Below are 26,803 nucleotides of genomic sequence, written 5' to 3' on the forward strand. Positions count from 1 at the left end.
TAAAATCCTTCGCCAATACGTGTTTGAGCATCTATTTTATTTAAACCTCGCTCAAATATTATACATACCACTGGGATCCTTACTATGTCAGAAAAGTGCTATATCACGGCTCAACAATTACTTGAAGATTCATTCCGCGTAGCGGCACAAGTGTATAAAGATGGCTTTCGTCCAGATTTTATTATTGGTATATGGCGCGGTGGTGCTCCAATCGGGATCGCAGTTCAAGAATATTATGACTACAAAGGCATAGAGACCGATCATATTGCGGTGCGTACGTCGTCTTATTACGGTATTGGCAAGCAATCAAAAGAAATCAAAGTACATGGTTTACACTACATTGTTGAAAACGCGAATGCGGGTGATTCATTATTGATTGTGGATGATGTGTTTGACTCAGGTCGGAGTATTGTGGCGCTAAAAGAGAAGCTTTCTGAACTAATGCGCTTAAACTTACCGAGTGATATTCGTATTGCTTGTCCATACTACAAGCCAAAAAACTCAAAAGTAGATACAGTGCCTGATTACTACATTCATGAGTCTGAAGAATGGTTAGTATTCCCGCATGAATTATCAGGGTTAACGCCAGATGAAATTATTGAAGGCAAATCTGATTTAGCTAAAATCCACGATATTTTACTTGAAAAATAAACGTGATTTTGCTTAATAAAAAAGGCCTTAATGGCCTTTTTTATTGTCTTTAAAGCTGTGCAAAGCTATCTACATAGTCACTGAGTTTAGGAATATCGACAGCTTGCAGCCCTTGAGTGCTTCGTTGCACTAGGTTTTTTTCTACTAACTCACTCACTACCCGTCGGTATGCACGTTCAGTGGTTGCAAAGCGCTCTGCTTCTGCATTTACCGTAGGATAAGCACGCAATAAAGTGGGGTTGTTATTCTCCGCACGTAATAAGCAATCTTTAGCAATGTTGTAGCTTAAGGGAAGTAACAGTTTATCTAAGTTAATCTTTTGATTTTCTTGAAACTTAGCGGCAATGGTTTGCGCCGTGTATAGGCTCAGTTCTGGTTTATCGAGCAATAATGAGCGCCAATGCTTTAGCTCAATAAGATTATACGTGACATCACTGAAGCAAGTTACTGTGTAAATACACGGGTTATTATTCAGTGCTTCAATTTCGCCAATCAAGGTGTTGTTACAGTCGAGCTGGCCAAGTAGCAGACGTCGGCCATTTCCTACATCGTAACTAAACGATACAGTACCACTTCGCACCAATACCAACTTAGTGAGTGGTTGGTCTTGCTGTATTAATATTTCTTTTTTTGATTGCTGATAACTACTGCCGGCAAATGTCAGCAGCTGTTCAACAAGGTAACTGGAAAAATGGTATTGAAACATCAATCATGCTCTTCGGACAATTGTCCTATTTATTACACCTTAATGACGATAGCATTAAGATTAAGAATTTACGCTAACTTACCCACGCCGTTATTTAATGGCGTTAAATGACCTTCATTCTACCGTGTAATGATTAAAAAATTGTGGGTAAAACCAGTATATTTTAAGGTTTTATTGGTAAGTTAGCTTTTTTATTTAAACTGCTAAGCAGCAGTTTTTAATAATGTACTAAAATTTAGCTAGTAATATTAACCTAAAGCCTAGGAGAGAACAATTGAGTTGGGAATATTTAGGTTATTTAGCATCCGTTTTACTAGTTATTTCTTTGACCATGACCGATGTAACCAAACTGCGTTGGTTTAATTTATTGGGCTGTATTGCGTTTACTTTTTACGGTACAGCAATCGGTTCTGTACCGGTGGCATTTACTAATGGCTTGTTAGCTCTGGTCAATATATATCACATTATTAAGTTATATCGTCAGTCTAGGGCTGATACAAAAAAGGGTTAACTTTTAAGTTAACCCTTTTTTGTTTTTACTCAGACTTTGCTGAATCTTTTTGGTAGCGTAATTTACCTGCTATCCACGTTTGCAATACCTGAGTTTTATAAAGCTGCTCAATAGGCACTTTAAAGTAGTCTTGATCAACCAGTATAAAGTCAGCCCATTTACCTTGCTCTAAACTACCTACTTTAAACTCTTGATGCGCTGCATACGCGCCGCCAAGGGTAAACGCACGTAATGCATCTTCTCTGCTCAATACCTCACTGGCGCGCCAACCGTTTTCAGGCAGTTGATTATGATCCATGCGCGTTATCGCAGAATATAAACCATCAAATGGGTTCGCTAGTTCGACAGGGTAATCAGATCCCGCCGCAATCGTTGAACCTTGGTCTAAAAATGTTTGCCAAGCATAAGCGCCTTGTAGTTGTTTGTCGGTTAAACGCTGCTCAGCCATATGCATGTCTGATGTGGCATGCACAGGTTGCATAGATGGAATTATTTTCAGGGTTTTAAAGCGCGGGATATCCTCTGGCGAGACTATTTGTGCATGCTCCATACGATTGCGCAGTAGTATGCCACCGGTTTGTTTAAATACATTTTGATAGGCATCTAGCACAATTTTATTTGCTCTATCGCCAATTGCATGTGTGTTAGCGCTAAAACCACTTTTAAAAGTCAGGGTAAATAATTGCTCTAGCTTTTGTTGGGTTTCAAGCATAAGGCCAAAATGGTTGGCTCTATCAGCGTATTCTTCAATAAGCGCAGCACCACGTGACCCTAATGCCCCATCAGCATAAATTTTTACACTGCGGATAGATAAAAAGTCCTGCGCATCTTGATAACGACCGGCTTTAAGCATCATGTTTAAATCTGGGCTTGCTGCACTTAACATCGCTACAATTCTAAGCGGTAATGTGCCTAACTCGGCGCGTTGTTTGTAAACTTGCCATGTGGTTTTATCAATACCTGCATCATGAGTTGAGGTAATGCCTAGGCTTAGTAAGTGTTTACCTGCGGCATCTAATGCATCACTGACCGATTGTGCAGACGTTACAGGCATATGTTGAGTAATTAAGGTTTCTGCTTTATCAATAAAAATGCCGGTAGGTTTACCAAACTCACCTTTTATAATTTCTCCGCCAGCTGGGGCTGGTGTGTCAGCGTTAATATTGGCAAGTTCTAATGCTTTTGAGTTAACCCAAATGGCGTGACCATCTACTCGCGATAAAATAACAGGGCGATCGTTAACGACTTTGTCTAAGTCAGTGGCCGTAGGAAAGCGAGTATTTGACCATAGCTCTTGGTTCCAGCCTCGACCAATGATCCAACCTTCTTTACCTTTGGCAAATTCCTTGAGTTTAGCGATTACTTCATCTACCGACTTTGCACCGCGCACATCAAGTTGCGACAAATTATTACCTAGCCCGATGACATGTCCATGCGCATCAATGAGCCCTGGGAGTAGGGTTTTGCCTTTCGCGTCAATTAGCGTTGCACCCGGAAAGCTATTTTTCAAGCTGTCTGGACCTGTTTTAACTACTTTGCCATCTTTTATAACTAAGGTTGTAAATGTGTTTACTTCGCCATGGCGCATTTTTCCTTTATACAAAGGTGAGTAGCCATTGGCGTTATAAATGACTTTAGTTTGTGCTATTGCCACGCTAGTGACGGCACAAAGGCTTGCTAGCAATATTGGTTTTATTAGTTTTATCAGTTGCATAAGACGCACATTGTTATTATTTGTACTATCACAGTAGCAAACTCAAATTTAGAATACCAATAAGACGATTTTTTGTTGATACAATAGCGTACCTATAGTAGGTTAAACAGTAATCATTTAAAAAATAAAAACTAATTAAAACTTAACTTTCATGCATAAGGAAACGCAATGAAACCACTTTACCTCACAATTCCGTTAACATTACTTCTCTGCGCATGTAGTGCAACATCACCTGAGAATAAGGTTGTTGAAAAAATAGACTATATTGATTTGTCAAGCGCAGAACTTCGTGATTCGGGAAAAGATTACTGGAATATTTTTAAAAGAGTGGAGCCTTTATACCCCATTGAAGCTGCTAAAAAAGGGCTTGCAGGGTGTGTTGAGCTCGTAACTATGATTAATCAGGAAGGAAAGGCGCAAGGCTATAAAATACTTTCTTCATACCCTCAAAAGCTATTTGATAAAGCAGCCGCAAAATCCCTCAATTTATGGAAATGGCTTCCGGCTGAAAATAATAAAAATAAACAACCCATTCTTACGCACATTAGAATGGATTTTATGCTTGAATCTAAAGACGTTAGTAAAAAATATTTGAAAAACTGCCCCCCCACCGAAGAAAAATTTTTGGTAAAAGGAAAAGTATATAAACGTACTTTATAATATATTTTCTTTATTTACTGGCGTACAAGCTGTATTCGCTTAATGACAATTGTGCGTCTTTATCACGGTCATAACTGCCAAAACGTGACCATAAAGCAGGATCACTGGCAGCTTCAGAACGAGTCAAAAAGCCATCTTGGTTGCGGTCAAGTTTTTCAAACTTTTCGGCAATATAACTGCTTGTTGCAAAACTCATGCAGCTAAAAACAGTCAGTGTTAGTAAAATAATATTATGAAAAGGCTTCATATAAATGCTCAGTACAGGTTAGTGGTTAAGTAGTTTTTAAACTCAGTTAAAGAAATTCTGTTGTCTTGATTTTCATCCCAATTTGAAAATGAGTTTAATAGCTGAGGCTGAGCAGCAAGCTCGCTGTGGGTTAAATATCCATCATTATTTTTGTCCAAGTGGTCAAAGCGTTGCTTTACATCAAGTGCGAATGCACTTTGGCTGATAAAAAGTAAAGCACCAATAAAGGGAAGCAGTATTCTCATAGTTGGCGTTCCAGGTGTATTTTAATTGCTGGCAGTATTGAAAGAAAGCACTTGCCATAATTTAACTCCCAACATTAAATCCGTTTACACACTCCCTCAGGGATTATGGCAAATGCTTTTAACTCTATAATATAAAACTTAACTTGAATCTAAACTTAAGGTTTAAAGTTTTCGAACTCTTTTTTAGAAATCATCTCGTTATTGTCTTTGTCTAAATCAGTAAACTGCTTAAGTAGCTGCTTATCTTGTTTGGCCTCAGTGAGCGATATTTGGCCGTCCATATTTTTATCTAAATGCATAAAACGTACATTTAACGACGATGCCAATGCCGTCGCGCTAATAGCTAAAAATAGTAGCGAAAAAGCACCAATTAATTGTTTCATAAATATACTCCTTTATTTTACAAACTGTTTAAATTCATCGAACGATAATTGTCCGTCTTCATTCTTGTCTATTTGTGCAAAATTCTCATGCAGTAATGCATCTTCGCCGGCCTCTGCTTCGCTTAATGTACCGTTGCTGTCTTTATCTAGGCTGTAAAATGCTGTGTTCACATCAAGCGCAAATAAATGGCTACTTGTGAAACATAACGCTATTAAGGCAGTAGATTTTAAATAACCTTTAGTCATTCCTTGGCCTTTAAAAATTAATATTTATAAGCGTATTACAATTATAGTGCCATCTTTAATTTTTATTAAAAATCAATGGTTTAATTTTTTAACTTGTTTTTAATGAGTAATATTTACCGACGGTTGTGTGTTTTATGCAACATTTTCTTAGTTAGAATTTTTTACTATTTTTAAATCAAGTGTTTAACTTGTCGCAATTGTGCGACATTGCAACGGTTTTACTCTCAAAAATGCATTTGGTTCAGCGAGTGTATAAGTTGAGCGCTTAATAATAGAGCGCTTAAAAGTAGTAAAGGATTAGTGTATGCCTGCAATCATGGCTGAAAAATATAAAGCATTGGTAAACTGGCGTCCTAATTTGATTGGCCAGTTTGTAATGAGTATGCTGTTGTCACTTTTGCCTTTGTCTATTGTGGTTATTGTATTTTTAAATGTATTAAATAAACAATTAGCGGTCACACAGCAAATTGTCAGTAATAACTATCAAGTAACCAAGTCGTTTAATGCACTTAAACAAGAGCTCAATAGTTTAGAGAGGGCAACAAGGCAAAACTGGGTTTTAAAAAGCGATTCACTCGATAAACTTATCGTGGATAAATGGCAGTCATCGCTGGACAATATAAATGAGCTTAAACAGCTTTCTAGCAGCCAACAAAGTACTCAACAATGGCAACGGTTAACAGATACGCTAAAAGCAGCGCATACCAAACTGGTGGTTGAAGCTCGTGAGCAAGCAGAGTTGTTTGTGCCAATTAGTGAAATACTGGCAGATCTAACAATGTGGTTGCGCGAAACCAATGAAGCCAAAATCACTCAAAACCAAATTAAACTGACAAATTTACAAGCCTCCTTTATAAACTGGTTAGTGGCACTTACGCCTTTAACCTTACTTGTTGGCGGTGGGTTTTTATGGCGGATAAGTGGCCGTTTAAAAGGTTTAACCTCCGTTATTGATAAATTAGGCCAAGGAGATTGGCAGCAAAAAATATCAGTGCAGGGATCAGCTGAGCTCATTGAACTAGGTAACAAGTTGCAGTGGGTGCAGGCGCAACTGCATATGCTAGAGCAGCAAAAAGATACGTTTTTACGCCATGTTACTCACGAATTAAAAACGCCTTTGGCCTCTATGGTTGAGGGCACTGAGTTATTAGCCGATGAAATTGTTGGGCCAATTAATAATGAGCAAAAAGCAGTGCTTGAGTTAATTAGTCAATCTATGGTGCGATTACGCACTATGATAGACAGCTTGTTAAGTTATAACGCGATTCGAACTAGTAAAGATAATGTGAGTGAAGTGGAATTTAACCAGCTAATAAAAAAGGTAAGTAATCATTTTGAACATAGGTTAAATGCACGAGAGCAGTCGCTTATTTGGCACAATAGCTTACCGACAGTTGCACTTAATTTACCGAGAGAATTAATTGAAATGATTTTAATTCAGTTAATCTCTAATGGTTTAAAGTTTTCACAGCCAAACCAAGCAGTGTCGATTAGCTTAAGTTTAGAAAGCAATAGCTTAATTATACAGGTTGCTGATGAGGGCTGCGGTATTAAAGAGCATGAAAAAGAATATGTTTTTGGCGCTTTTTATCAAGGTAAACACAGTAAAGAGATTAGTCTTCAAGGCAGTGGTTTAGGCCTTACCATAGTAAAAGAATCGGTTGAACAGTTACAGGGTAAGTTAACTATTGAGCATAATGAGCCGCAAGGCTGTCGATTTAACATTGTCATCCCCTATAAAAATAAAGGAGTTAAATAATATGTCTGCGCGTTTAATGGCTATTTTATGGCTAACCAGCAGTCTCGTTTTTTTATCTGGGTGTGAATTAACAAACACTCAAAAAACAGCTAAACCTAAGTTAATAGCTCAAACTCAGCCCGACAATAAAAGCAACCAGCCCAACCCAAAGCCTCGGCCAAAACTAGATCTTATGTATCCGCCCGCAGCGCAAGTTATTGCATGGCATGCCCATCAGTGTGGTGGCTTTAAATTAACGCCTGACAATAAAACTTACTTAGGGGAGCAAGCACTTAAGGCATTTTTTAATACCGCATGCGTCAACCTTAGTCGCGACCCTGATACTGTTATGAGTCAATTGCTTAAGCTAGATCAAGCTTACTATTGGCCAGACGATATAAAACACTATTTATGGCTGCAAAAGCAGCAGGTATTAATGCAAATAAATGCAAAAAAACAACAACAAGCATTAAACGCTGAAATGCAAAAAACCTTATCGTCATTAGCTGCAATTGAACAGCAACTTTTATTACGTGAAGAAACCAAGGAGCAGTAACTATGTCAGTCACACTTCCATCAAGCGCTAAAGTGTTACTCGTTGATGACGATGCCAGCTTACTGCAGTTACTGGCAATTCGAATTCAGTCAAAAGGTTATGAAGTAACAACGTGTGATAGTGGCATGAATGCATTACAAATACTTAAAAGCCAAGTATTTGATGCGGTGATCACCGATTTAAGAATGGATGAAATGGATGGAATGGCACTGCACCGACAATTGCAAAGCCGCTACCCAGCACTACCTGTAATTATGATGACGGCTCATGGTTCAATTCCTGATGCGGTAGAGGCGACTAAGCAAGGTATTTTTGCCTTTATTACTAAGCCAGTTGATAAAGATGAGCTATTCGATAGCTTAGCTAAAGCCATAGAAATACATGGGGTGAATAATGATGATATTACTCCGCAAAGCAATATTGTTACTCGCAGTGGCGCTATGCTGCATTTGCTAGAGCAAGTTAAATTACTAGGCCCTACTCAGGTAAATGTACTTATCTCTGGTGCTAGTGGTACGGGTAAGGAGCTGCTTGCACAGGCAATTCATCAGCACAGCCATGTTAGTGATGGCCCATTTGTGGCTATTAACTGTGGTGCAGTCCCTGGTGAGTTATTAGAATCGGAGTTATTTGGTCACAAAAAAGGCGCATTTACAGGGGCGGTAAAAGATCACCAAGGCCTTTTTCAGCAAGCGCAAGGGGGGACCTTATTTCTAGATGAAATTGGTGATATGCCGCTAAATTTACAAGTTAAGTTATTACGCGTGCTGCAAGAAAAAACCATTCGCCCAGTCGGTTTTCAAGAAGAAATCCCCATTAATGTGCGAATTGTTTCAGCGACCCATAAAAACTTGCCTGAAGCTATTAACAATCAAGAGTTTAGAGAAGATTTATATTATCGTTTAAACGTAGTAAACCTCAAACTTCCTCCGCTGCGAGAGCGCCGTGAAGATATTAGCTTATTAGCTAACTTTTTTAGCGCTAATATTGCAAAACGTATGGAGCAAAAAGAAAAACGTTTTGCAAACGATGCCATGCATGCATTGGTAAGGTATGATTGGCCAGGTAATATTCGTCAATTACAAAATGTAGTGGAGCAGGTGGTTGCCTTAACACCAAGTGACGTTATATCTGAACATTTAGTGCTTAGTGCGTTAAATAGCAATGAAAATAACGTTGAGCCACTTTCGCTTAACGACGCTAAAAAAGAGTTTGAGCGAGATTACGTTATCAATACCCTGAAAATGGCAGGGGGTAATGTGGCCGAAGGTGCCAAGCTTGCCAAGCGTAATCGTTCTGATTTTTATAAGCTGATTAAAAAGCATGAAATTGACGTAGATAGCTTAATGTAATTTTAAAAAAGGAAGTGAGCATGCAGTTATTTATGGTGTATTTAGGTGGGCGTATTCAAGGTTGCCACATAGAAATGCACGACGTACGCTTTGTGGTAGGTCAAAACATTGAGCAAACTTATAGCAAGCTTAAAAGTCAGTGGGTAGGCGACAAAAATAGCGTACACATGGATAGCTACATGGCGGTTAATCACATTGATGGTTATAAAGTCGAGGTAGTTGATAGTTATGTAGAGCAAAATAAGCAGCTTTATTTTGTTAACTTAGGTGCTTACAGAAGCGACTCACTAGCAGAGCAACACGACTTTGCTTTGTATGTTGCCAGCAGTAGTGAAGAAGCAAAACAGCGCGCTAAAAATGATTTACTCGCAGGGCTTAGCCATCTACATAAAGATGATTTACATGACGTTGATGATTGCTTTGCTATCGACTTACTCGATAGCCAGCTTAATATTAAACTAACCCCAAGTGGTCAAGCACAAACAATTAAACCTGACTGGTTTGGTTATCATGTATTATAATAAATGAGGATTTATTAAGTTTATTAGGATGTTGTGTGAAAAAGTATGCGTTTATACTTTTGCTAGTTGGCTTAAGTGGCTGTAAATCACTGTCGGGTTTACCGCCCGTTGTTGATTTAAATAAACTGGTAAAGCAAGTAAAAAACGATCCTACTGACGTAGTTGCAATTCACAAGCAAGCACAAAAAACACACCGTTCTATTAAGGCACAGGTTGGTAGCGTAAAACAGCTTTTAGCCGCATTAGAAAGCGTTGTTGGGCGCAAGTGGGGTAAACAAAACACTCAGCAACCTAGTGCCAAAAAATACGTAAAATACAGTAATGATTACCAAGCTCGTGCCATTATTGATTTTGAGCAAGGCACTGTAAAAGTAGAAACCATCGCGTTAAAAAATACAATAAGCTTGTTACAGCAGGCCATTGTTATGACCTTACTGACCTCTAGCGATCCCGATAAAACCGATATTTTTACTAGCGAAGCGCCAATTTTAGAAGGCGAGCCGTTTTTATATCAACAAGTGCTCGATCAAGATAAGTTACCCATAAAATATAGCTGGCGTGCTAATCGATTTGCGCGTTATTTAGTGAGTAATCGCTTACAAAAAAGGCGTCAGTATGGGCATCTTATTTCGTCGGTTAGCTTTGATTTAGTGGAGCAAAACACCCATTTAAGAAAGCAAAAGTACAGTGATTATGTGCTGGCGGCTGCAAAAAAATATCAAATATCGGCAGCGCTTATTTATGCCATTATTGAAACCGAAAGTAGCTTTAATCCACATGCGGTGAGCTCATCAAACGCATATGGATTAATGCAAGTGATCCCCGCAACTGCCGGGCGTGATGTGTATCAAAAAATTAAAAAAGTACCTGGGCAGCCAACCAAAGCAGTGTTGTTTAATCCAAAGCATAATATAGATATTGGCAGCGCGTATTTAAGTATTTTAAAAAATAATTACTTACATAAAATTAATACCGATAAAAGTAAGCACTTTGCCATGATCTCGTCTTATAACGGTGGGGCGGGTAATGTATTGCGTATATTTAATAAAAATAGAAGTGTGGCGTTTTCACAAATAAATCAGCTTACTTCAAGCCAGTTTTATAACATTCTCACCACTAAGCACTCACGTGCGGAATCAAGACGCTATTTATACAAAGTCACTAAAGCAGAAAAAACCTATCAGTGACTTACTTACTCATCACTTTCTTGTTGCTCACTTTTAGCGGCCATTTTAAAGGCCACTATTACTAAACCAAACATGGCAAATGGAATAGCGGCTAATAGGTATTCGACCAGATGACTGTCTTGAAAATTAGCTTGCAGCAAAAAATGCCCCGCAACACACATAATAATAACGATCAAAAGGATGGGCAGTAACCTAAGTTCTTTTTTTGCTGAGTGTTTTTTCATTAGTTAAGATGAGTTGAGGTATAAAAAAATAATGCACTATTGTAATGAGCTTACTAAAGCTTGGCAAACAACACTGATTTTTAAATTGCGATTAGGTATGATTAACATCAAAGAAAACCTTAAAAGTAGTGGTTGGGGATAAAGTGCAACAAAGCTTAAAACAAGTTTACCTAGTTGGCGGAGCAGTGCGAGATAAACTGCTAAACATACAATCAAAAGATAACGATTACGTTGTTATTGGTGAAACGCCAGAGGTTATGGAAGCGCTTGGTTTTTTACCTATTGGCAGCGATTTTCCCGTTTACTTGCACCCAAAAACCAAAGAAGAATATGCACTAGGGCGTACCGAGCGTAAAAGTGGTAAAGGTTATACCGGCTTTGTGGTGGATGCGAGCCCAAACGTAACCCTTGAAGAAGACTTAGCACGCCGAGATTTAACCATTAACTCTATGGCACTTGACGAAAACGGCACTGTTATTGACCCTTTTAATGGTCAAGATGATTTAAAAAATAAAATACTGCGCCACACCACACACGCATTTGTAGAAGACCCTGTTCGGGTATTACGTATTGCCCGTTTTTTAGCCCGTTATGGTAGTGAATGGTCTATTCATCCAAGTACTACTGCATTAATGCAGGAGCTTAAAAATAAAGGCGAGCTGGAACATTTAGTGCCAGAGCGAGTATGGCTTGAAACAGAAAAAGCGCTTGGTGAAAAGCATCCAGAGCTTTATTTTCAAGCATTAGATGGCTTAGGTATTTTTCCTGAAATTGAACAGATGAAAAACACTCCGCAGCCGGCAAATCATCATCCTGAGGGCGATGTTTTTGTCCATACTATGTTAGTCCTTAGACGAGCAGCCGATTTAAACTTTAACCTAGAAACCCGGTTTGCTGCTTTAACTCATGATTTTGGTAAAGCGCTCAGTTATAAAAAACGCGGTAATTTACGCGGCCATGAACGTGAAGGGGTTGCTGTGGTTGAGGCCTTTTGTGAGCGGCTAAAAGTGCCTAATCGCTTTCGCGATATCGGCGTGCTCACCAGCGATAACCATACCCTTTGTCACACGCTTGAACAATTAAGGCCGCAAACCATTCATAAATTAATCGTCACTAATTTAAATGCACTAGTGCACCCAGAGCGTTTTATTGCCTTTACTCAAGCGTGCCAGTGTGATGCACAAGGACGAGGCGAGACGCTTGTGGATAAGCCCTATCCACAAGCCGCTAAATTACGTGCTATTCACAACGAACTACAAAAAATGGATAAAAAACAGATAGTACAAGACGCGCTTAAAAGCGGCAAAAAGGGCCCTGAAATAGGCGAAACGGTCAAGCAGGCAGAAATAGACTGTATTAAAGCGTTTTTACAGCTTAATGGCTAACTTGTAAGGTTTGTGTAGTTAAGCACTACGAGCTAAAGCCTCAGCTTGCATGGCTTGTTTATTACTTACCTTGTGCTTTTTAGTCGCGCCCTGTTGAGCATGGTTATTGGCTGCATTAGGACGATATAAATCGAGAATAAACTCTATTTCTTCGGGTTCTAGTAACTCTTTCATTTTGACTCCTCCTAGGTGAGTAGACTAAGACTGAGCGAATGAATTAAAAGTGAATCGTTACACTTGAGTGTGAATTAAATTGTAACTGCAAAGCTTTAAAATAAAGCGGTTTATAATTAAACCGCTTTTTGTTTAATTATTTAAAGGCAGGTTCACGGTAAACACCACACCGTTGCTTTGCTCATTATTGTGTGCTGTTACTGTACCGTTATGGTAATCACACACCAACCTGACAATATATAACCCTAAACCCAAATGCGGTTGTTGCTGCATTTGCTGGCTGCGCACCGATACCATAGAGTCAAAAATATGTTCAGTAAGCCCCTCAGGCAATAAAGTACCTGTATTACTTACCGTTAATGTTGCTTTGTTTTCGCTTTGCTTCAGACTGACTTCAATCGCGGTGTTGGCTTCACTAAATTCCAAGGCATTATTTATTAGCTTATCGAGCAGTTGCGCTATAAATTCAGGGGCACCTTGCATTGGCAGTGTGCATTGGCAAATGTTGAGTGTAAATAACTGGTTAGGATAAGTAAGTTGGTAGCCCTGCATACAGCCACTAATTACTTTTTGTAAATCAAACGGCTCTGGCTCATTACTTTGAATGCTTTGCTCAAGTCGGGTTGCTTCACTCATAGTGGTAATTATTTTCCCTAAACGCTCAACTCCTTCACTGGCACGCTCAAGGTATTTTTGACTCAGTTCACTTTGCTGCAAGCTTTGTAAGTTCTCAAGTGATGAACGTACAACCGCAACCGGTGTGCGCAGCTCGTGAGATAAGCGCGACGACATATTTTCTAAATAATCGGTATAGCCACCAAGTCGGCTCACTATATTTGAAAAGCTACGCGACAGGTCGCCAATTTCGTCATTGGCATCGCTGTAATTTATATGGCCTGTTACTCGTCCTTGCGCATCAATGGCTTGCTCTGCTGTATCTCGTAGTCGCCTAATACGGCTCGATATACGCGAAGCAAAAAAGAACAAAGTGACTGTGCCAATTAACATGACCGCTAAAATCACATTAAATAGTTTTTCCAGCGATTTATTACGCAGTGTACGCACGCCATTGGTGGTTTCTTCAGCTATAACTGCCCCAATAACCTTATCCTCGATCCAAATAGGATACGCAGCCGATAATATTACCGCTTTGTTATCGGGAGTGAGTCGCCAAGACGAGGCCGGTTGACCTTTCAGTGCTTTGGCTAAATGAGCGCCTTGCATTGAAGCTACATCGTGTAAGGTATCTATAAATTCATCTTCAGGACGCGTTAAAATTTTATAATACAAAGGATGTAAATAGGCTTGTTCAAAGCGCTGCCACGCAGTTTTTGGCGCTTGATTTTTTAGCCCATCGGCCCATACGCCATCGGCATTTTGAATACTGCCCGATTGCGCTAATACACGGTGATGATTATCGACCACCCATATGCGACTGCCGCTGTGTCCCATGCCTTTTAATATACGGTTTATTTCAGGGGAGGGCACCAGTACCGAACCTAAATCATTCGGGTTATTTAAGTTCGATGTAGACATTATACTAGGGGTTTGGTTTGGTTGTTTACTATCAACATCGGCAATGGCAAATCCCAGTTTATTGCCAAGCATACTCAAAGGAAAGCGCAGCTCAAGGTTGTAACCAGTGTCAGTTTTTTTAAAGAAACCCTGAATTTTAGTAAAAGGCATTTTACTATTGGCATCAAATGCGTTGACCCAGCCATCTTGGCGCGGAGCAATAATATAAGTATTAAATTGCCCATCAGGGTTTTTTAGGCCAATTTTTATGTAATCGTTATTGGTAATGCTGAGGCTGTTTTTGGCACGGTAAACTAAAGCATCGTCAGTGACGTTAAAGAGCGCATATAAGTAATTATCAAACTTACCCACCATGTGGCTAAATGATAAGTTGCTCAGTTGATGGTTATCATCGGCTGTTTGTAAGTAACGTTTGTCATAAAGCCAAAACAGCGATTGGTAAGCGTCCCAATCGCTGAGTTTGCCATCGAGCTGAATTGGGCTTTTTAAATTATAAGCATAGAGATCGCGGCCTTTTACTACCTGATCTAAAAAGTTGGTTTGTTCGTCAAATAAAGCGGGGCGTTCATGCAGGGCCGTGGCCAGTGCGCGTGTAGTGCCTACCAACGTTTTTTCTTGGCCTTGGCGTAAAAACTTTTCCATTTCCCATACATATTCGTAGCCTAACCATGGCAACAAAAACAAAAAGCACGAAAGTAGGATAAATTTACTGCGTAGGCCAAATCTCAGCATGTGGGTTGCTCCCACCTATAGCCCATGCCATACACGGTATCTATACAGTCAAACTGGCTATCGAGTGCTATAAACTTTTTACGAATACGTTTTACATGCGAGGTAATGGTGCTGTCGTCTACATAAATTTTAGCATCGCTCATTAACTCATTACGGCTTTTAACGTGGCCAGGTCGTTGGGCGAGTGAATGCAGCATCCAAAACTCAGTTACGGTTAAATCAACCAACTGTTGCTGCCAAAGCACCTGCATGCGTTGCGTATCGAGTGTTAGTTGACCGCGAATTATTAATGCGTTGGCATCGGCGGGTTGCTCTAATGCTTCCATGCGGCGAAATAGCGCACCAATACGCGCGGCTAAATGCGCTAAGCTAATATCTTTGGTTAAGTAGTCATCGGCGCCCATGCGCAGGCCGCATACGGTGTCTATTTCGCTGTCGCGAGCGGTTAAAAAAATAATTGGTAAGGTTTTAGAAAGTGAACGCAGTGTTTGGCACAGTAAAAAGCCGCCATCAATTTCATGGCCTAAGCCAATATCAACAATGGCTAAATCGGGGAGTGCTTCTTTAAAAGCTACTTCTGCTTGAGGGCGGTTTTCATAACCACTTACCTGATAGCCTTGAGCGCTCAGCATTTCTATGTAGTTTTCGCGAATGGCAGTTTCATCTTCAACGATAGCTATTTTTTTCATTTTTTAATTACTCATATTGACTTAGGCGCACTATAGCGAAGTTTTTGCGCTAAGTACGGTTAAAAACACAATTGCCATTTTTTTGCCACAATTGCTCAGCAGTTTGCCATTTTTACTCCCCTTTATTGCCACTTCATGGTGTTTTAATACAGCTATTGAAATTACCAATACAACGCAAGTGCCAACCAATAGCTTGCCAACCATTATTAATAGTAAGGAATAGACCATGAAGAAAACATTAATCGCACTCACACTTGTTAGCACTTTTTGTACACCAGTATTTGCTGCGGATACCCCATCAAAAGAAGCAAAAAAAGAAACAATAGTTGGCTTGAGCACCGGTGCCATTATTGGTGGTGTTGTTGGTGGGCCAATCGGCGCGTTTGTAGGCGCATTTGCTGGTGGTTTGATTGGCGATGCCAAGGTAGCTGAGCAAACCATTGCTGAGCAGCAGCAAGCTTTAACTGTAATGGCAGAGAAAACCAACGACTACCAGCATGTACTTAATCATAACAGTCACCTAGAGGCGCAACTTGAACTACTGGCGCAACAAAATGAGCAACTAACGCAATCACAGCTTAATAATTTATTGGCGATGACAGTGCAATTTAAAACAGGCTCTAGCGATATTGCTCCTCATTTTGCCAAGCAGCTTGATCAATTGGTAGCGTTATTAAAAAGCCAACCGCAACTCGCACTCGATTTAAGTGGCTTTGCCGATCAGCGCGGTGCAGAGCAAGCGAACTTATTACTCTCAAAAGCCAGAGTAAACGCCGTACAAAGTTACTTAATTAAACAGGGAGTAAGCCATACACGTTTGAGCACACAAGCGTTTGGCGAGCAGCAAAGCATAGCAAATAGTAACACCCTTGAAGATAACTTTTTTGACAGACGCGTTACCCTGACTACCCGTGCGCTTAATCAAACGACTGATCAAACAGCAAGCAATTAATCGCAAGGCGTTCGAGGGAGTGATTTATGTTGAGTAAACCCACCAAAGTGCTTACCAAGGTAAGCCTTTTTATTTTTATTATCATCGTGCTTTTAGCCAGCTTTAAAAGCCATGCACAGTCGCCAAAACTATCCTTGTTTGATAGCCAAGGAGTGGCGGTAAACCCTGGGGTTATTTTAAAAAGCGATGCAAAAATGACCCTAACAGGGCTAATTAATCGTGTTGTAGTAACGCAGCACTACATAAATGAAAACCCTTTTGCCGTAAATGCACGTTATGTATTTCCTTTACCCGATGAAAGCGCCGTGCAAGCAATGACCATGCGTATTGGCGAGCGAGTTATTAAAGGTAAAATAGCAAAAAAACGCCAAGCTGAAAAACAGTACCAAGCTGCCAAAAAAGCAGGCAAACAAGCTTCATTGCTGCGACAGCAGCGTGCAAATATGTTTATTACAAATGTGGCAAATGTAGGGCCAGGAGAAGAAATAGTTATAACGCTTGAGTATCAAGAGATTATTGATTACCAGCACGGAACCTTTGCGATTCATTTTCCAACCACAATTACGCCACGCTATCATGCAATAACAGGTGAAGTTAACGATGAACAAGATACACATGCGATAAAAAACGCTAATGCACCTTCGTTCACTCCACAGGGTTGGTTAAGCCCTGTTTACACAAAACAAACCAATGAGGCGACAAGTTCCAGCGATTTAAGCTTAACAATTAACATGGATATAGGCTTAGAATTGGTTGATATAAACGCTAAGTACCATCAAGTTAATATTGAAAACCCTGCATTTGGGCAATACAGCATTGTGCTAAAACCACAGCAAGCCATAAATAGAGACTTTGTACTTGAGTTTAAGCCACTTCAAATAGCGCAAGCGCAAGCTGCACTTTTTACTCAGCAAGCACAAAATGGTGAGCAGTATGCGTTAGCAATGTTAATGCCGCCAAGCGATAGTTTTACTCAATCTCAGCGTTTACCGCGTGAAATGGTGTTTGTAGTTGATACCTCGGGATCTATGCATGGGCAGTCTATTGAACAAGCTAAAAAAGCGCTGTTTTACGCATTATCATTATTAGATAGTGATGATAGCTTCAATATTGTCAGTTTTAATAATGAGGTTGCAGTCATGAGTGAGACCCCATTAATTGCCAGTGACTTCAATTTACGTCGCGCAGAGCGTTTTATTTATAACTTACAAGCCGATGGCGGAACTGAAATAAAAGGCGCACTTGATGCAGTACTCGATGGTACGCAGTTTGAAGGGTTTGTGCGCCAAGTTGTATTTTTAACCGATGGTAGCGTAAGTAACGAAGATCAGTTATTTAAACATATTGCGCATGCCTTAGGTGATAGTCGTTTATTTACTGTGGGCATTGGTAGTGCGCCTAACCGTTATTTTATGCGTCGTGCCGCTGATATAGGCAAGGGAACTTACACCTTTATAAGCAGTGCTCATGATGTGCAGCCGAAAATGCAGCAGTTGTTTGATAAACTTGCTCATCCGGCGATGACTAATTTAGCGTTAACAAATACAAATGGAGACAGCTTAGATTTTTGGCCCTCACCTTTGCCTGACCTATATTTTGCTGAGCCTATTATGGTGGCTATTAAATTAGACACTACCGATACAATTACTTTTACGGGGCAAACTGCGCATGGGGAGTTTAAGGTTAAGCTTAATCCGCAAGCAAGTTCAAAAGCCACAGGAATTGATAAGCTTTGGGCACGTCAAAAAATAAAGTCGTTATTGTTATACAACCAACAAAGTGTTGTAAAACAGCAAGTGCAGCAGCTCGCGCTTGAGCATCAATTACTTAGCCCATTTACTGCGTTTATTGCCATAGAAGAGACGACCATAAAAGAAGTTGCTAAACAAAGCACACAAGTGGCTAATACTATGCCACAAGGAATGAGTATGCGCTTGCCGCAAACAGATGGGCAAAGCAAAATACATATTGTGTTTGGAGCATTACTACTTCTAGGTGGTCTTTTGTTAGTAAGGCGCTGTAAATGAAAAAGTGGCTAAGCATAGGTTTACTTGCCTTAGGTTTGAGCTTGTTTGGCCATGGTGTATACATGCAGGCAAAGGCGTGGCTTGCACAAGTGTTAATAGAGCAAGCTTGGCAAACAACCCTTAAATCGCCCAATAAAAAAATTAAGCCGTGGTTTTATGCTGATAGCTACCCGGTGGCACAAATAATATGGCCAAAGCATAATAAACGACTAACCGTGCTTGATGGTGCAAGTGGTAGAAACTTAGCGTTTGCGCCGAGCCACTTTTTACCAGCTGGGGAATTAGGTGGGGCTGATTTTGGTAATTCGCAAGGAGCACTTATTGCTGGCCACAACGATACCCACTTTGCGTTTTTAAAAAACGCTAAAGTGGGGGAACAATTTTCTCTACAACTTAAAAATGGCCAAATACAGCATTATTCAGTAACACACGTTGAGGTAATTCATCAGCACAACACCGATTTTTTGCAGCAATCAGGGTTGTATTTATTAACCTGTTACCCTTTTGATTCACTGGCCTCGGGTACCGATTTAAGATGGTTAGTGTCGGCAGAAATATTCTCACCCGAAGTTGAGTTAGGAATATCGACCACTAGTTCTTGATGGCGTTGACTAATCATTACGCCTATAAACACCACAAATATGCTGATCCACTGGCCAAGAGTTAGTACTTCGTTGAGGATAATGGCTGACAAAATTAAAGTGAAAATAGGGATTAAATTAGAGTAAGCCGCGGCGGTTAATACCGACACTTTACTAATCGCATAGTTGTACATGCCGTACCCACCCAAAGTAACACAAGAGCCTAAGTACAATATGCTCATTAGTGCGGTTAAATCGTGTTGGTTTTCACTGGGTAGGTCAATAAACAGTAAAAACGGAGCAAAAAACAAACTACCACTCAAGCCTTGCAGAGCAATTAATGTGAGTGGGGAGTAGCGGTTAGCTAAATGTTTTATACACACGGTATAAAATGCCGCGCACACCATGGCCATTAATTCTAAAAAATTCCCCAGTAATGGGTTTGGAGCTTGGCTTGAACTCGGTGAGAGCAAAGTCAGTAAAATACTACCGCCAATACACAGCGTAAAACCCACCACAATAGCTTTACTAATATGCTCTTTGAGCATGAAAAACGCTAAAAATGCCACAATAATGGGTAAGCAAGACACAATCACCCCCGCCTGAGATGCAGAGGTGTACTCCATTGCGTGGCCTTCAAATAAAAAGTACAAACAAGGCTCTGCCAGCGACATACCTAATAAATACTTCCAATCGCCTTTTAAATATTCAAAACGAATTACGTAACGCCATAAACATAACGAAATCAGTAAAGTGGTGAGCATACGTAAAAATATCACCAAGGCCGGATCATAAATCGCAATCGCGTATTTAAGTGCAATAAAGGAGCTACCCCACAAAAAGGTGGCAATAATTAAACATAAACTGGCAGGCATAAGGTGTAATTTAATCGGTTGAATATAGTGCGATCCTAGCACGCAGAGGGGGTGCTTGAATATTTTTTACTTGTTCAAAAATACCGAACTGGTATAAATAAATTCATCATTTATTGCGCTAAGTAAAAAACATGCAAAGGGATCAGGTAGTAGTTGTAAAGCTAGGTACAAGCGTACTCACTGGCGGTACCGATAAGTTAGACAAAGCACATATGGTGGAACTTGTTCGCCAATGCTGTGACCTAAAAAAGCAAGGTCATCAGGTTATTTTAGTTTCTAGTGGTGCGGTTGCCGCAGGTCGCGAACAGCTATTAAAACCCTGTGGGCGCACATTAATAGACAAACAAATGTTGGCCGCCATTGGACAGGGGCAGCTCATTCATATTTGGCAAAGTTTATTTGCGTTGTATGGTGTTAACGTGGGGCAAATGCTACTAACGCGCGCGGATGTTGACGACAGAGAGCGTTATTTAAATGCCCGCGATACTCTCAATGCCTTATTAAATTATGATGTTGTGCCGATCATCAATGAAAACGACGCGGTTGCTACCAGTGAAATAAAAGTAGGTGACAACGATAACTTATCGGCATTAGTGGCTATTTTGGCCAATGCCGATAAATTACTATTGCTGACCGATCAACAAGGGTTATTTACCAGCGATCCGCGCACCGACATTAACGCCACCTTGATTGACGAAGTTACTCATATTAATGATGAGTTACGCCAACTTGCGGGTGGCAGCGGTACAAACCTAGGCACAGGGGGTATGGCAACCAAACTACAGGCCGCAGATATTGCCAGAAGAGCTGGGGTTGAGGTGATTATTGCCAAAGGCGCTGATGAAAATGTGATTTTAAAATGCATGAGCGAGCAACTACCAGGCACTCGCTTTTTAAAACTTACCGCGCCTAAAGATGGCCGAAAAAAATGGTTATTGGCAGGGCCTAAAAGTAGCGGCCAAATTTTAATTGATGCCGGTGCGGTGCATGCATTGCAATCTAAGGGCGCTAGTTTACTTGCTAAAGGCATTACGCGTGCTATTGGTGAATTTGAACGTGGAGATTTAATTAACTTAATTGATGTAAACGAGCAAATTATTGCACGCGGGTTAACTCGCTTTAGCCATCTTGAAATCGATAAAATAAAAGGCGCACACTCTAATCAAATCAGCCATTTACTTGATTACGATAGCGGCGTGGAAGTGCTACACAGAGATGATATGGTGGTGTTGTAATTAAGCACTTTTTTAACGATATAGCGCAACGTATAATCCGCATATAGTGTTGCGCTTTTTTGTGTTAAAATCTTGCACCTTAAATTTGTTGTAAAGAGTATTGAAGATGAAATTAGTTCGCTGGGTTTTAGGTTGTATCATCTTATTTTTTAATTTTGTTTTTACGCCGCGTAGCAAAAAACGTGATCCGCAAGAGCAAACTAAGCTTGATCAGCAAACCGCACAATTTAAGCTCTATCAATTCAAAGCATGCCCTTTTTGTGTAAAAGTGCGCCGTTCAATTAAGCGTGAAGGCTTAAAAATTGAAACACGCGATGCAAAAAATGATGAGCAATACCGCCAAGAGCTATTAGAGCAAGGCGGAAAAGTTAAAGTACCTTGTTTACGTATTGAGCAAGATGGCCAAGTAAAATGGCTTTATGAATCAAACGATATTATTGCTTACTTAAACAAAGTAGCCGCTTAAAATATTTATTGGTATTTCATACCATCTCACTTATTAAAAGAGACATTACCATGACAATTCGTACCCGTGTTGCTCCGTCGCCAACTGGTGACCCGCATCTTGGCACCGCTTACATTGCCTTATTTAACTACTGTTTTGCTAAACAGCAAGGCGGTGAATTTGTACTTCGTATTGAAGATACTGACCAAGTTCGCAGCACACCAGAATCTGAACAAGCCATCATGGATAGCTTACGCTGGTTAGGCCTTGAGTGGGATCATGGTCCTGATGTAGGTGGTGAGTTTGGTCCATACCGTCAATCTGAGCGCAGTGATTTATATAAAAAATACGCCCATCAGTTAGTTGAAGACGGCAAAGCATTTTATTGTTTTGCAACCAGCGAAGAACTGGACCAAATGCGTGAAGAGCAAATGGCCGAAGGTCTGCGTCCTAAATACGATGGCCGTGGCTTAAACCATACAGAAGACGAAATTAAAGCAAACCTAGCTGCTGGTAAACCGTACGTTATACGTATGAAAATCCCAAGCGAAGGTACCTTTAAGTTCAACGATTACCTACGCGACGAAATTGAGATCCCGTGGGAAAACGTAGACATGCAAGTGCTATTAAAAGCGGATGGTTTTCCAACGTACTTTTTAGCTAACGTGGTGGATGATCACCATATGCAAATTAGCCACATTTTCCGTGGTGAAGAGTGGATAAACTCAGCGCCTAAGCTATTAAAACTGTATGAAGATTTTGGTTGGGAAGCACCCGTACTAGGTCACTTACCATTATTGCGTAATCCAGATAAATCAAAACTGTCTAAGCGTAAAAACCCAACGTCTATTAATTACTACAAAGAAATGGGTTACTTACCAGAAGCGGTACTAAACTACTTAGGCCGTATGGGTTGGTCAATGCCTGATGAGCGTGAAAAGTTCACCCTTAATGAAATGATTGAACATTTTGACATGAAGCGTGTATCACTTGGTGGCCCAGTATTCGACGTAGACAAGTTAAGCTGGTTAAACGGTATGTGGATCCGCGAAAACTTAACTGATGCAGAGCTAATGCAGCGTTTTGTTGACTGGAAATTTAATGGCGACATGCTGGCTAAAGTCTTACCTGAAGCTAAAACGCGTATAAATACACTCTCTGACATGGTTGATTTAGCAGGGCACTTTGTAGGCGGCATCCCGACTTACGACCCAGCGCTATTAACCGCCGGTAAAGCTGACGAAGATGTTATTCGCCAAGCGCTGCAGTTTTTTGTATGGCAGCTAGAAGGCTTACGTAGCTTTGAAAAACCAGCTATTTTTGCAATTGCAAAAGAAGTAGCCACCTTCCACGAGCTTAAAATTAAAGATTTCTTAGAGCCTATATTTGTGGCTATTACCGGCAAAACATCATCAACTTCGGTATTAGATGCAATGGAAATTTTAGGGTCTGACCTATCGCGTGCACGTTTACGTGTTGCGTTGGCTCATTTAGGTATTTCTAAAAAGCAGGCTAAAAAAATAGAACGCGCATACCGCGATTATCCAAGTGCGTAATCGTGTATACAGATTCAAAAGCCGCTTAATTTAAGCGGCTTTTTTGTGCCTGTAATTCTAAGATGGAGTTGCCAGCATAGGGTAAGTAAATAAGAAAAAATGAAACACATTAACGAGCCAATGACACAAAATAGCCCATTCTAATCGGCTTGTTTTATAGTAAATATAGCCATAACCAAAACCTGCTACGGCCGCCACGAGCATATAATGAGTACCCGCTGAAAAGTGTGCTAGCGAAAATACACAAGTGCTGATCACCGGTGCCAGTAATGCAAACCTGCCTGGGGTTATTAGTTTTGAAAGCTTAGTTTGTATCACTCCCCTGAATAATGCCTCTTCTGCAACGCAGGTAAAAAGTAGGTTGATAGCTATAAATAACAACCAAAATTCAGGTACTTTTGGCGCAAATTCAACAAGGTTTAACGTTAAAGCAGTTATAAGCGCCGCTAAAATAGTGATAATTATGATTAAAGCAGGGTAGCCGATAGTCACTGGCTTTATCGTTTTGTTTTTTGCAAAAAAATAAGCGCTCAGCATTAAACCCGCTAATGCTTTATCAAAATTAGCATACAGGGTAAATGCAATTGCGTTACTAGTGACTTGTTCATTAACAACGATAGGCAGGTTATTAAACCCCGCAAACCAGTGTAAGGCTAACCCGAGTGAGGCTGTTATAAATAAAGACGTTAGAACATTACGTTTTAACGCTGAGGTTGCCAATAACGTAAAGTGAAACAATCCCACATAAACAGCTATAACAGCAACGGCGTTTAAATTTATATATTGTTGATAATAGGCACTAATAACACTTAGCAGTAATAAGTATTGCCATAATGGTTGGCGAAATACAGTGAGTTTACACTGTGGGAAAACACATAAAATAGCGGCAGCTAAAAAGTAAAAAGTCATTGGCAAATACAGCTTGTTGTTTGATAGAGGAAATGAGAGAAAACGAATTACATAGCGTTATAGTCTCAATTAGATAATTTTGAGCTATTAATAATTATAGGCTTGTCCGCTACAAATAACGGCTAAATCACAATTGTAGCGGGATACTGATTGGCACTGCTCTAGTGTAAATGCATTGCCACCTAAATAAAGCACATCGTTTTTAAGGGATTCTATAGCTTGTGATTTCAAACGGTTATAGCTAATTGAGGATGTTCGCGTATCATCTGATACATCGCAGCTTTCGCCTTTTATTCCACCAAGGGGGCTTGCACCTCTATCGAGAGCGTCCTGAACACTGTAAAATTGCTCTAGACCACGTTTTTTAATGTGGCTTGAAACGTGTTCTGATAAAACCTCGTCGTCGATATTGGTTGTGTAAGTAACGTTATTACAGCCAGTTAAAAATGAAACCGCACATATTAATAAAGAAAAATACTTCATTAGTTAATCCCTTAAACTCGTATTTGCCTAATTTACTTAGTAAATTAGCGAGTTGCAAATTATCATTTTTCACCTTTATTAAACAGATTCGACCTCTCAAGATTTTTTTTCTGGTAGTATAGCTAGGTTATAAGCAGTTTAAGCAGTGAACACACTATGTTAAGTCCTTACTATCAGCAGCATGCTGATTATGTTTCAATTTCTCGTGAGCAAGGTTGTCGCTTTGCTAAATGTGTAGCCGACGACTACAACCCGCTTCATGATAAAGACGCTAAAAAGTTTTGCGCACCAGGAGACTTACTTTTTTCTCTAGTGTTAGACCGCTATGGCATTAGTGAGCGAATGGAGTTTACCTTTGCCGGTATGGTTGATGAAAATACCAAGCTAAATTTTCCAGAACAACCTGGAGAAGAGTTTGATGTAAACCATGGCGAAAAAGTAATTTTAAAGGTTAAACGCGACGGTAAAACCAGTAAATGCCCAACACTTACAAACAGTTTAATAAAAAATTATGTTGAGTTCTCAGGTGCTGCGTTCCCGCATGTAATTATTCCTTTAATGGGCAAGCAAGAGGTAATGATAAATCCTGCGCGGCCTATGATTATTTATGAATCAATGATCATTAACCTTAATAACATTGATATTAAATCACCGTCCCTTGAGTTTGCAGAGCCAAGCTTTGAATACGCTGGTAAACGCGGCAAAATAACCTTGCGCTTTAATTTATTAGAAAACGGCGAAAAGGTGGGTTTTGGTGAAAAACACATGGTGGTATCGGGTATTCGTGAATACTGTCAAAGCACCGTAGATGATTTAATTGCATTTTATAATGAGCGCAAAGCCACATTAAAACCGGCTTAAATACTTCATTTTACTTAGGCGCTATTTAGCGCCTTTTTTATTACTTAAGCTCAGGTATAATAGCGTTCTTTGTTATTTTAAAGCCAAGCTTATGTCTGCCACATCGTTCTCATCACTAGCCCTAGACCCGTTACTATTAACGGCAATAGAGCAAAATAATTACACTACGCCTACCGCCATTCAGCACAAAACGATACCGCCAATTTTAGCGGGCAAAGACGTTATGGGCAGCGCTCAAACTGGCACCGGTAAAACAGCCGCGTTTGTTTTGCCGCTATTACATAAGCTTTTAAATACCACTAAAAAAGACGAACCAGGCATTGCTCGTGTGGTTATTTTAACGCCCACTAGGGAGCTTGCTCAGCAAGTATTTGCAAGCTTTGAAAAATACGCACAAGGTACAGATATAAAAGGTGCACTTGCCTATGGTGGCGCAAGTATTGGCCCGCAAATCAAAGCACTTAAAACAGCGCAAGTAATAGTGGCAACGCCAGGGCGCTTGCTTGATCATATAGTGAAGGGCAGTGTGGTGCTTTCAAGCGTGGACTCTTTAGTATTTGATGAAGCAGACCGTATGCTGGATATGGGTTTTATTGACGAAATTAGACGAATACTGCGTCATATCCCAGGCGATCGTCAAACCTTACTGTTTTCAGCCACCTTTGATGACAGTGTATTTGAGCTGAGTAAAAAATTGCTCAAAGACCCTGAGCTTATTGAAGTCGATAAGCGCAATTCTGCTGCTGTAGAGGTTGAACAAGTTATTTACGCAGTAGATGAAGACAGAAAGCGTGAACTGGTATCGCACATGATTGGCATGAAAAACTGGCGCCAAGTACTTATATTCACCCGCACAAAACAAATGGCCGATAAGCTTGCCAAAGAAATGTGTAAAGATGGTTTAAAAACCGAATCTATTCATGGTGATAAATCACAAGGTGCTCGCGACCGAGCTCTTCATAACTTCAAAGAAGGCAGTACACGTGTTCTAGTGGCCACCGATGTAGCAGCGCGCGGTTTAGATATACCGGCACTTAAATATGTAATTAACTTTGAATTACCATACATAGCTGAAGATTATGTACACCGTATTGGCCGTACAGGCCGAGCTGGCGAGCAAGGTTTAGCAATGTCATTAGTGAGCTTAGATGAGCAATGGCTACTTGAAGAAATTGAAGTACTGCTTGATACGCGTTTAGCCCCACAATGGCTTGAAGGCTATGAACCTGATTTAAATAAGCCACCCAAAGATAACCGCAAAAACACCAACAAAGCGCGTAAAGATCGCGATAAAAAACGTATTACAGGGCAAAGAGCGCCGAATAGAAGACGTAAATAAAAGCGTTCAGTTTTTAGCTATCAGCTGTCAGTAAAAAAGAGCCCAACACGGCGTTAAATTTAGCGCCGTGGTTTGCTGCATAT

30 protein-coding genes are annotated in these 26,803 nt (G+C 40.2%); 17 read left to right on the forward strand and 13 right to left on the reverse strand.

Annotated features, from left to right (window positions below; all coding sequences use genetic code 11):
• The first annotated feature begins 84 nt into the window (after window positions 1-84).
• Window positions 85-651, forward strand: a complete 567-nt coding sequence (locus PUND_RS05190) for a phosphoribosyltransferase (RefSeq protein ID WP_010387648.1) — start codon at window positions 85-87, stop codon at window positions 649-651.
• 49 nt (window positions 652-700) lie between these two features.
• Here PUND_RS05190 and PUND_RS05195 read toward each other — a convergent pair whose 3' ends face one another.
• Window positions 701-1,357 carry a Crp/Fnr family transcriptional regulator gene (locus tag PUND_RS05195; protein ID WP_008111159.1) on the reverse strand — a complete coding sequence of 219 codons (657 nt, stop codon included), beginning with the start codon at window positions 1,355-1,357 and terminating at the stop codon, window positions 701-703.
• A 274-nt stretch (window positions 1,358-1,631) separates the two neighbouring features.
• Here PUND_RS05195 and PUND_RS05200 point away from each other — a divergent pair, with 274 nt between their 5' ends.
• Window positions 1,632-1,868 (forward strand): YgjV family protein, encoded by a 237-nt coding sequence (locus PUND_RS05200; RefSeq protein ID WP_010387650.1) that lies wholly within the window; start codon window positions 1,632-1,634, stop codon window positions 1,866-1,868.
• 25 nt (window positions 1,869-1,893) lie between these two features.
• Here PUND_RS05200 and PUND_RS05205 read toward each other — a convergent pair whose 3' ends face one another.
• Window positions 1,894-3,582 (reverse strand): amidohydrolase, encoded by a 1,689-nt coding sequence (locus PUND_RS05205; protein ID WP_010387652.1) that lies wholly within the window; start codon window positions 3,580-3,582, stop codon window positions 1,894-1,896.
• A gap of 168 nt (window positions 3,583-3,750) precedes the next feature.
• Here PUND_RS05205 and PUND_RS05210 point away from each other — a divergent pair, with 168 nt between their 5' ends.
• On the forward strand, window positions 3,751-4,242 hold the full coding sequence (locus PUND_RS05210) for an energy transducer TonB (RefSeq protein WP_010387653.1): 492 nt from the start codon (window positions 3,751-3,753) through the stop codon (window positions 4,240-4,242).
• 10 nt (window positions 4,243-4,252) lie between these two features.
• Here PUND_RS05210 and PUND_RS05215 read toward each other — a convergent pair whose 3' ends face one another.
• The 4 genes from PUND_RS05215 to PUND_RS05230 form a co-directional block, all read right to left on the reverse strand.
• Complete coding sequence (locus PUND_RS05215) at window positions 4,253-4,489, reverse strand: EF-hand domain-containing protein (protein WP_010387654.1); 237 nt, start codon at window positions 4,487-4,489, stop codon at window positions 4,253-4,255.
• A gap of 8 nt (window positions 4,490-4,497) precedes the next feature.
• A complete protein-coding gene (locus PUND_RS05220) occupies window positions 4,498-4,734 on the reverse strand; it encodes an EF-hand domain-containing protein (RefSeq protein ID WP_010387655.1) in 237 nt (78 codons plus the stop codon).
• Between the two features lie 155 nt (window positions 4,735-4,889).
• Complete coding sequence (locus PUND_RS05225; RefSeq protein ID WP_008111149.1) at window positions 4,890-5,117, reverse strand: EF-hand domain-containing protein; 228 nt, start codon at window positions 5,115-5,117, stop codon at window positions 4,890-4,892.
• Window positions 5,118-5,129: 12 nt separating this feature from the next.
• Complete coding sequence (locus PUND_RS05230; protein WP_010387657.1) at window positions 5,130-5,363, reverse strand: EF-hand domain-containing protein; 234 nt, start codon at window positions 5,361-5,363, stop codon at window positions 5,130-5,132.
• 304 nt (window positions 5,364-5,667) lie between these two features.
• Here PUND_RS05230 and PUND_RS05235 point away from each other — a divergent pair, with 304 nt between their 5' ends.
• Genes PUND_RS05235 through PUND_RS05255 form a run of 5 tightly spaced genes read left to right on the forward strand, consistent with a single transcriptional unit; the run spans window position 5,668 to window position 10,717 of the window.
• Window positions 5,668-7,122, forward strand: coding sequence for a HAMP domain-containing sensor histidine kinase (locus PUND_RS05235; RefSeq protein ID WP_010387658.1), 1,455 nt, complete (start codon window positions 5,668-5,670; stop codon window positions 7,120-7,122).
• A gap of 1 nt (window position 7,123) precedes the next feature.
• Complete coding sequence (locus tag PUND_RS05240) at window positions 7,124-7,657, forward strand: hypothetical protein (RefSeq protein ID WP_010387660.1); 534 nt, start codon at window positions 7,124-7,126, stop codon at window positions 7,655-7,657.
• Window positions 7,658-7,659: 2 nt separating this feature from the next.
• Entirely contained in the window at window positions 7,660-9,009 is a 1,350-nt protein-coding gene (locus tag PUND_RS05245) for a sigma 54-interacting transcriptional regulator (RefSeq protein ID WP_010387661.1), read from the forward strand.
• Window positions 9,010-9,029: 20 nt separating this feature from the next.
• Window positions 9,030-9,530, forward strand: coding sequence for a DUF1543 domain-containing protein (locus PUND_RS05250; protein WP_010387662.1), 501 nt, complete (start codon window positions 9,030-9,032; stop codon window positions 9,528-9,530).
• Window positions 9,531-9,565: 35 nt separating this feature from the next.
• Complete coding sequence (locus tag PUND_RS05255; protein ID WP_010387663.1) at window positions 9,566-10,717, forward strand: murein transglycosylase domain-containing protein; 1,152 nt, start codon at window positions 9,566-9,568, stop codon at window positions 10,715-10,717.
• Between the two features lie 5 nt (window positions 10,718-10,722).
• On the opposite strand, the gene PUND_RS05260 is transcribed toward PUND_RS05255, so the two are convergent.
• Window positions 10,723-10,941 (reverse strand): hypothetical protein, encoded by a 219-nt coding sequence (locus tag PUND_RS05260; RefSeq protein ID WP_024602373.1) that lies wholly within the window; start codon window positions 10,939-10,941, stop codon window positions 10,723-10,725.
• Between the two features lie 143 nt (window positions 10,942-11,084).
• Between PUND_RS05260 and PUND_RS05265 the strand changes: the two genes are divergently transcribed.
• Window positions 11,085-12,326: a multifunctional CCA addition/repair protein gene (locus PUND_RS05265; RefSeq protein WP_021033148.1), complete on the forward strand. Its 1,242-nt coding sequence runs from the start codon at window positions 11,085-11,087 to the stop codon at window positions 12,324-12,326.
• Window positions 12,327-12,344: 18 nt separating this feature from the next.
• Here PUND_RS05265 and PUND_RS05270 read toward each other — a convergent pair whose 3' ends face one another.
• From PUND_RS05270 to pdsR, 3 genes are all read right to left on the reverse strand, one after another.
• Window positions 12,345-12,500: a hypothetical protein gene (locus PUND_RS05270; RefSeq protein ID WP_010387666.1), complete on the reverse strand. Its 156-nt coding sequence runs from the start codon at window positions 12,498-12,500 to the stop codon at window positions 12,345-12,347.
• 132 nt (window positions 12,501-12,632) lie between these two features.
• Window positions 12,633-14,768 (reverse strand): proteobacterial dedicated sortase system histidine kinase, encoded by a 2,136-nt coding sequence (gene pdsS / locus PUND_RS05275; RefSeq protein ID WP_010387667.1) that lies wholly within the window; start codon window positions 14,766-14,768, stop codon window positions 12,633-12,635.
• The gene (gene pdsR / locus PUND_RS05280; RefSeq protein ID WP_008111124.1) at window positions 14,762-15,457 is read right to left on the reverse strand and encodes a proteobacterial dedicated sortase system response regulator; all 696 of its coding nucleotides are present in this window, start codon (window positions 15,455-15,457) and stop codon (window positions 14,762-14,764) included. The genes pdsS and pdsR overlap by 7 nt, the downstream gene beginning before the upstream one ends.
• A 226-nt stretch (window positions 15,458-15,683) precedes the next feature.
• Between pdsR and pdsO the strand changes: the two genes are divergently transcribed.
• From pdsO to PUND_RS05295, 3 genes are read left to right on the forward strand one after another with little or no spacing between them, the layout of a single operon-like run.
• Window positions 15,684-16,409 (forward strand): sortase-associated OmpA-like protein PdsO, encoded by a 726-nt coding sequence (gene pdsO, locus PUND_RS05285; RefSeq protein ID WP_008111114.1) that lies wholly within the window; start codon window positions 15,684-15,686, stop codon window positions 16,407-16,409.
• Window positions 16,410-16,435: 26 nt separating this feature from the next.
• Complete coding sequence (locus PUND_RS05290; RefSeq protein ID WP_010387671.1) at window positions 16,436-18,436, forward strand: marine proteobacterial sortase target protein; 2,001 nt, start codon at window positions 16,436-16,438, stop codon at window positions 18,434-18,436.
• Window positions 18,433-19,038, forward strand: coding sequence for a class GN sortase (locus PUND_RS05295; RefSeq protein WP_021033147.1), 606 nt, complete (start codon window positions 18,433-18,435; stop codon window positions 19,036-19,038). The genes PUND_RS05290 and PUND_RS05295 overlap by 4 nt, the downstream gene beginning before the upstream one ends.
• On the opposite strand, the gene PUND_RS05300 is transcribed toward PUND_RS05295, so the two are convergent.
• On the reverse strand, window positions 18,933-19,892 hold the full coding sequence (locus tag PUND_RS05300) for a DMT family transporter (RefSeq protein ID WP_010387673.1): 960 nt from the start codon (window positions 19,890-19,892) through the stop codon (window positions 18,933-18,935). The genes PUND_RS05295 and PUND_RS05300 overlap by 106 nt on opposite strands.
• Window positions 19,893-20,023: 131 nt before the next feature.
• Between PUND_RS05300 and proB the strand changes: the two genes are divergently transcribed.
• From proB to gltX, 3 genes are all read left to right on the forward strand, one after another.
• Entirely contained in the window at window positions 20,024-21,127 is a 1,104-nt protein-coding gene (gene proB / locus PUND_RS05305) for a glutamate 5-kinase (protein ID WP_010387674.1), read from the forward strand.
• A 106-nt stretch (window positions 21,128-21,233) separates the two neighbouring features.
• On the forward strand, window positions 21,234-21,593 hold the full coding sequence (locus PUND_RS05310; protein WP_008111110.1) for a glutaredoxin family protein: 360 nt from the start codon (window positions 21,234-21,236) through the stop codon (window positions 21,591-21,593).
• 50 nt (window positions 21,594-21,643) lie between these two features.
• Complete coding sequence (gene gltX, locus PUND_RS05315) at window positions 21,644-23,128, forward strand: glutamate--tRNA ligase (protein WP_008111109.1); 1,485 nt, start codon at window positions 21,644-21,646, stop codon at window positions 23,126-23,128.
• A gap of 57 nt (window positions 23,129-23,185) precedes the next feature.
• Here gltX and PUND_RS05320 read toward each other — a convergent pair whose 3' ends face one another.
• Window positions 23,186-24,037, reverse strand: coding sequence for a CPBP family intramembrane glutamic endopeptidase (locus tag PUND_RS05320; protein WP_010387676.1), 852 nt, complete (start codon window positions 24,035-24,037; stop codon window positions 23,186-23,188).
• An 87-nt stretch (window positions 24,038-24,124) separates the two neighbouring features.
• Window positions 24,125-24,520 (reverse strand): hypothetical protein, encoded by a 396-nt coding sequence (locus PUND_RS05325; protein WP_010387677.1) that lies wholly within the window; start codon window positions 24,518-24,520, stop codon window positions 24,125-24,127.
• 156 nt (window positions 24,521-24,676) lie between these two features.
• Between PUND_RS05325 and PUND_RS05330 the strand changes: the two genes are divergently transcribed.
• The gene (locus tag PUND_RS05330) at window positions 24,677-25,381 is read left to right on the forward strand and encodes a DUF3581 domain-containing protein (protein ID WP_010387678.1); all 705 of its coding nucleotides are present in this window, start codon (window positions 24,677-24,679) and stop codon (window positions 25,379-25,381) included.
• Between the two features lie 91 nt (window positions 25,382-25,472).
• Entirely contained in the window at window positions 25,473-26,720 is a 1,248-nt protein-coding gene (locus PUND_RS05335) for a DEAD/DEAH box helicase (protein WP_010387679.1), read from the forward strand.
• The last annotated feature ends 83 nt before the right edge of the window (window positions 26,721-26,803 follow it).

This window comes from Pseudoalteromonas undina, from assembly GCF_000238275.3.
Lineage (GTDB): Bacteria > Pseudomonadota > Gammaproteobacteria > Enterobacterales > Alteromonadaceae > Pseudoalteromonas > Pseudoalteromonas undina.

Bases quoted from the DNA above. Each gene is read 5' to 3' on its own strand.
- PUND_RS05190 (WP_010387648.1), top strand. From the start codon at position 85: ATGTCAGAAAAGTGCTATATCACGGCTCAACAATTACTTGAAGATTCA.
- PUND_RS05195 (WP_008111159.1), bottom strand. From the start codon at position 1,357: ATGTTTCAATACCATTTTTCCAGTTACCTTGTTGAACAGCTGCTGACA.
- PUND_RS05205 (WP_010387652.1), bottom strand. From the start codon at position 3,582: ATGCAACTGATAAAACTAATAAAACCAATATTGCTAGCAAGCCTTTGT.
- PUND_RS05210 (WP_010387653.1), top strand. From the start codon at position 3,751: ATGAAACCACTTTACCTCACAATTCCGTTAACATTACTTCTCTGCGCA.
- PUND_RS05215 (WP_010387654.1), bottom strand. From the start codon at position 4,489: ATGAAGCCTTTTCATAATATTATTTTACTAACACTGACTGTTTTTAGC.
- PUND_RS05220 (WP_010387655.1), bottom strand. From the start codon at position 4,734: ATGAGAATACTGCTTCCCTTTATTGGTGCTTTACTTTTTATCAGCCAA.
- PUND_RS05225 (WP_008111149.1), bottom strand. From the start codon at position 5,117: ATGAAACAATTAATTGGTGCTTTTTCGCTACTATTTTTAGCTATTAGC.
- PUND_RS05230 (WP_010387657.1), bottom strand. From the start codon at position 5,363: ATGACTAAAGGTTATTTAAAATCTACTGCCTTAATAGCGTTATGTTTC.
- PUND_RS05235 (WP_010387658.1), top strand. From the start codon at position 5,668: ATGCCTGCAATCATGGCTGAAAAATATAAAGCATTGGTAAACTGGCGT.
- PUND_RS05240 (WP_010387660.1), top strand. From the start codon at position 7,124: ATGTCTGCGCGTTTAATGGCTATTTTATGGCTAACCAGCAGTCTCGTT.
- PUND_RS05245 (WP_010387661.1), top strand. From the start codon at position 7,660: ATGTCAGTCACACTTCCATCAAGCGCTAAAGTGTTACTCGTTGATGAC.
- PUND_RS05250 (WP_010387662.1), top strand. From the start codon at position 9,030: ATGCAGTTATTTATGGTGTATTTAGGTGGGCGTATTCAAGGTTGCCAC.
- PUND_RS05260 (WP_024602373.1), bottom strand. From the start codon at position 10,941: ATGAAAAAACACTCAGCAAAAAAAGAACTTAGGTTACTGCCCATCCTT.
- PUND_RS05270 (WP_010387666.1), bottom strand. From the start codon at position 12,500: ATGAAAGAGTTACTAGAACCCGAAGAAATAGAGTTTATTCTCGATTTA.
- pdsS (WP_010387667.1), bottom strand. From the start codon at position 14,768: ATGCTGAGATTTGGCCTACGCAGTAAATTTATCCTACTTTCGTGCTTT.
- pdsR (WP_008111124.1), bottom strand. From the start codon at position 15,457: ATGAAAAAAATAGCTATCGTTGAAGATGAAACTGCCATTCGCGAAAAC.
- pdsO (WP_008111114.1), top strand. From the start codon at position 15,684: ATGAAGAAAACATTAATCGCACTCACACTTGTTAGCACTTTTTGTACA.
- PUND_RS05290 (WP_010387671.1), top strand. From the start codon at position 16,436: ATGTTGAGTAAACCCACCAAAGTGCTTACCAAGGTAAGCCTTTTTATT.
- PUND_RS05295 (WP_021033147.1), top strand. From the start codon at position 18,433: ATGAAAAAGTGGCTAAGCATAGGTTTACTTGCCTTAGGTTTGAGCTTG.
- PUND_RS05300 (WP_010387673.1), bottom strand. From the start codon at position 19,892: ATGCCTGCCAGTTTATGTTTAATTATTGCCACCTTTTTGTGGGGTAGC.
- proB (WP_010387674.1), top strand. From the start codon at position 20,024: ATGCAAAGGGATCAGGTAGTAGTTGTAAAGCTAGGTACAAGCGTACTC.
- PUND_RS05310 (WP_008111110.1), top strand. From the start codon at position 21,234: ATGAAATTAGTTCGCTGGGTTTTAGGTTGTATCATCTTATTTTTTAAT.
- gltX (WP_008111109.1), top strand. From the start codon at position 21,644: ATGACAATTCGTACCCGTGTTGCTCCGTCGCCAACTGGTGACCCGCAT.
- PUND_RS05320 (WP_010387676.1), bottom strand. From the start codon at position 24,037: ATGACTTTTTACTTTTTAGCTGCCGCTATTTTATGTGTTTTCCCACAG.
- PUND_RS05325 (WP_010387677.1), bottom strand. From the start codon at position 24,520: ATGAAGTATTTTTCTTTATTAATATGTGCGGTTTCATTTTTAACTGGC.
- PUND_RS05330 (WP_010387678.1), top strand. From the start codon at position 24,677: ATGTTAAGTCCTTACTATCAGCAGCATGCTGATTATGTTTCAATTTCT.
- PUND_RS05335 (WP_010387679.1), top strand. From the start codon at position 25,473: ATGTCTGCCACATCGTTCTCATCACTAGCCCTAGACCCGTTACTATTA.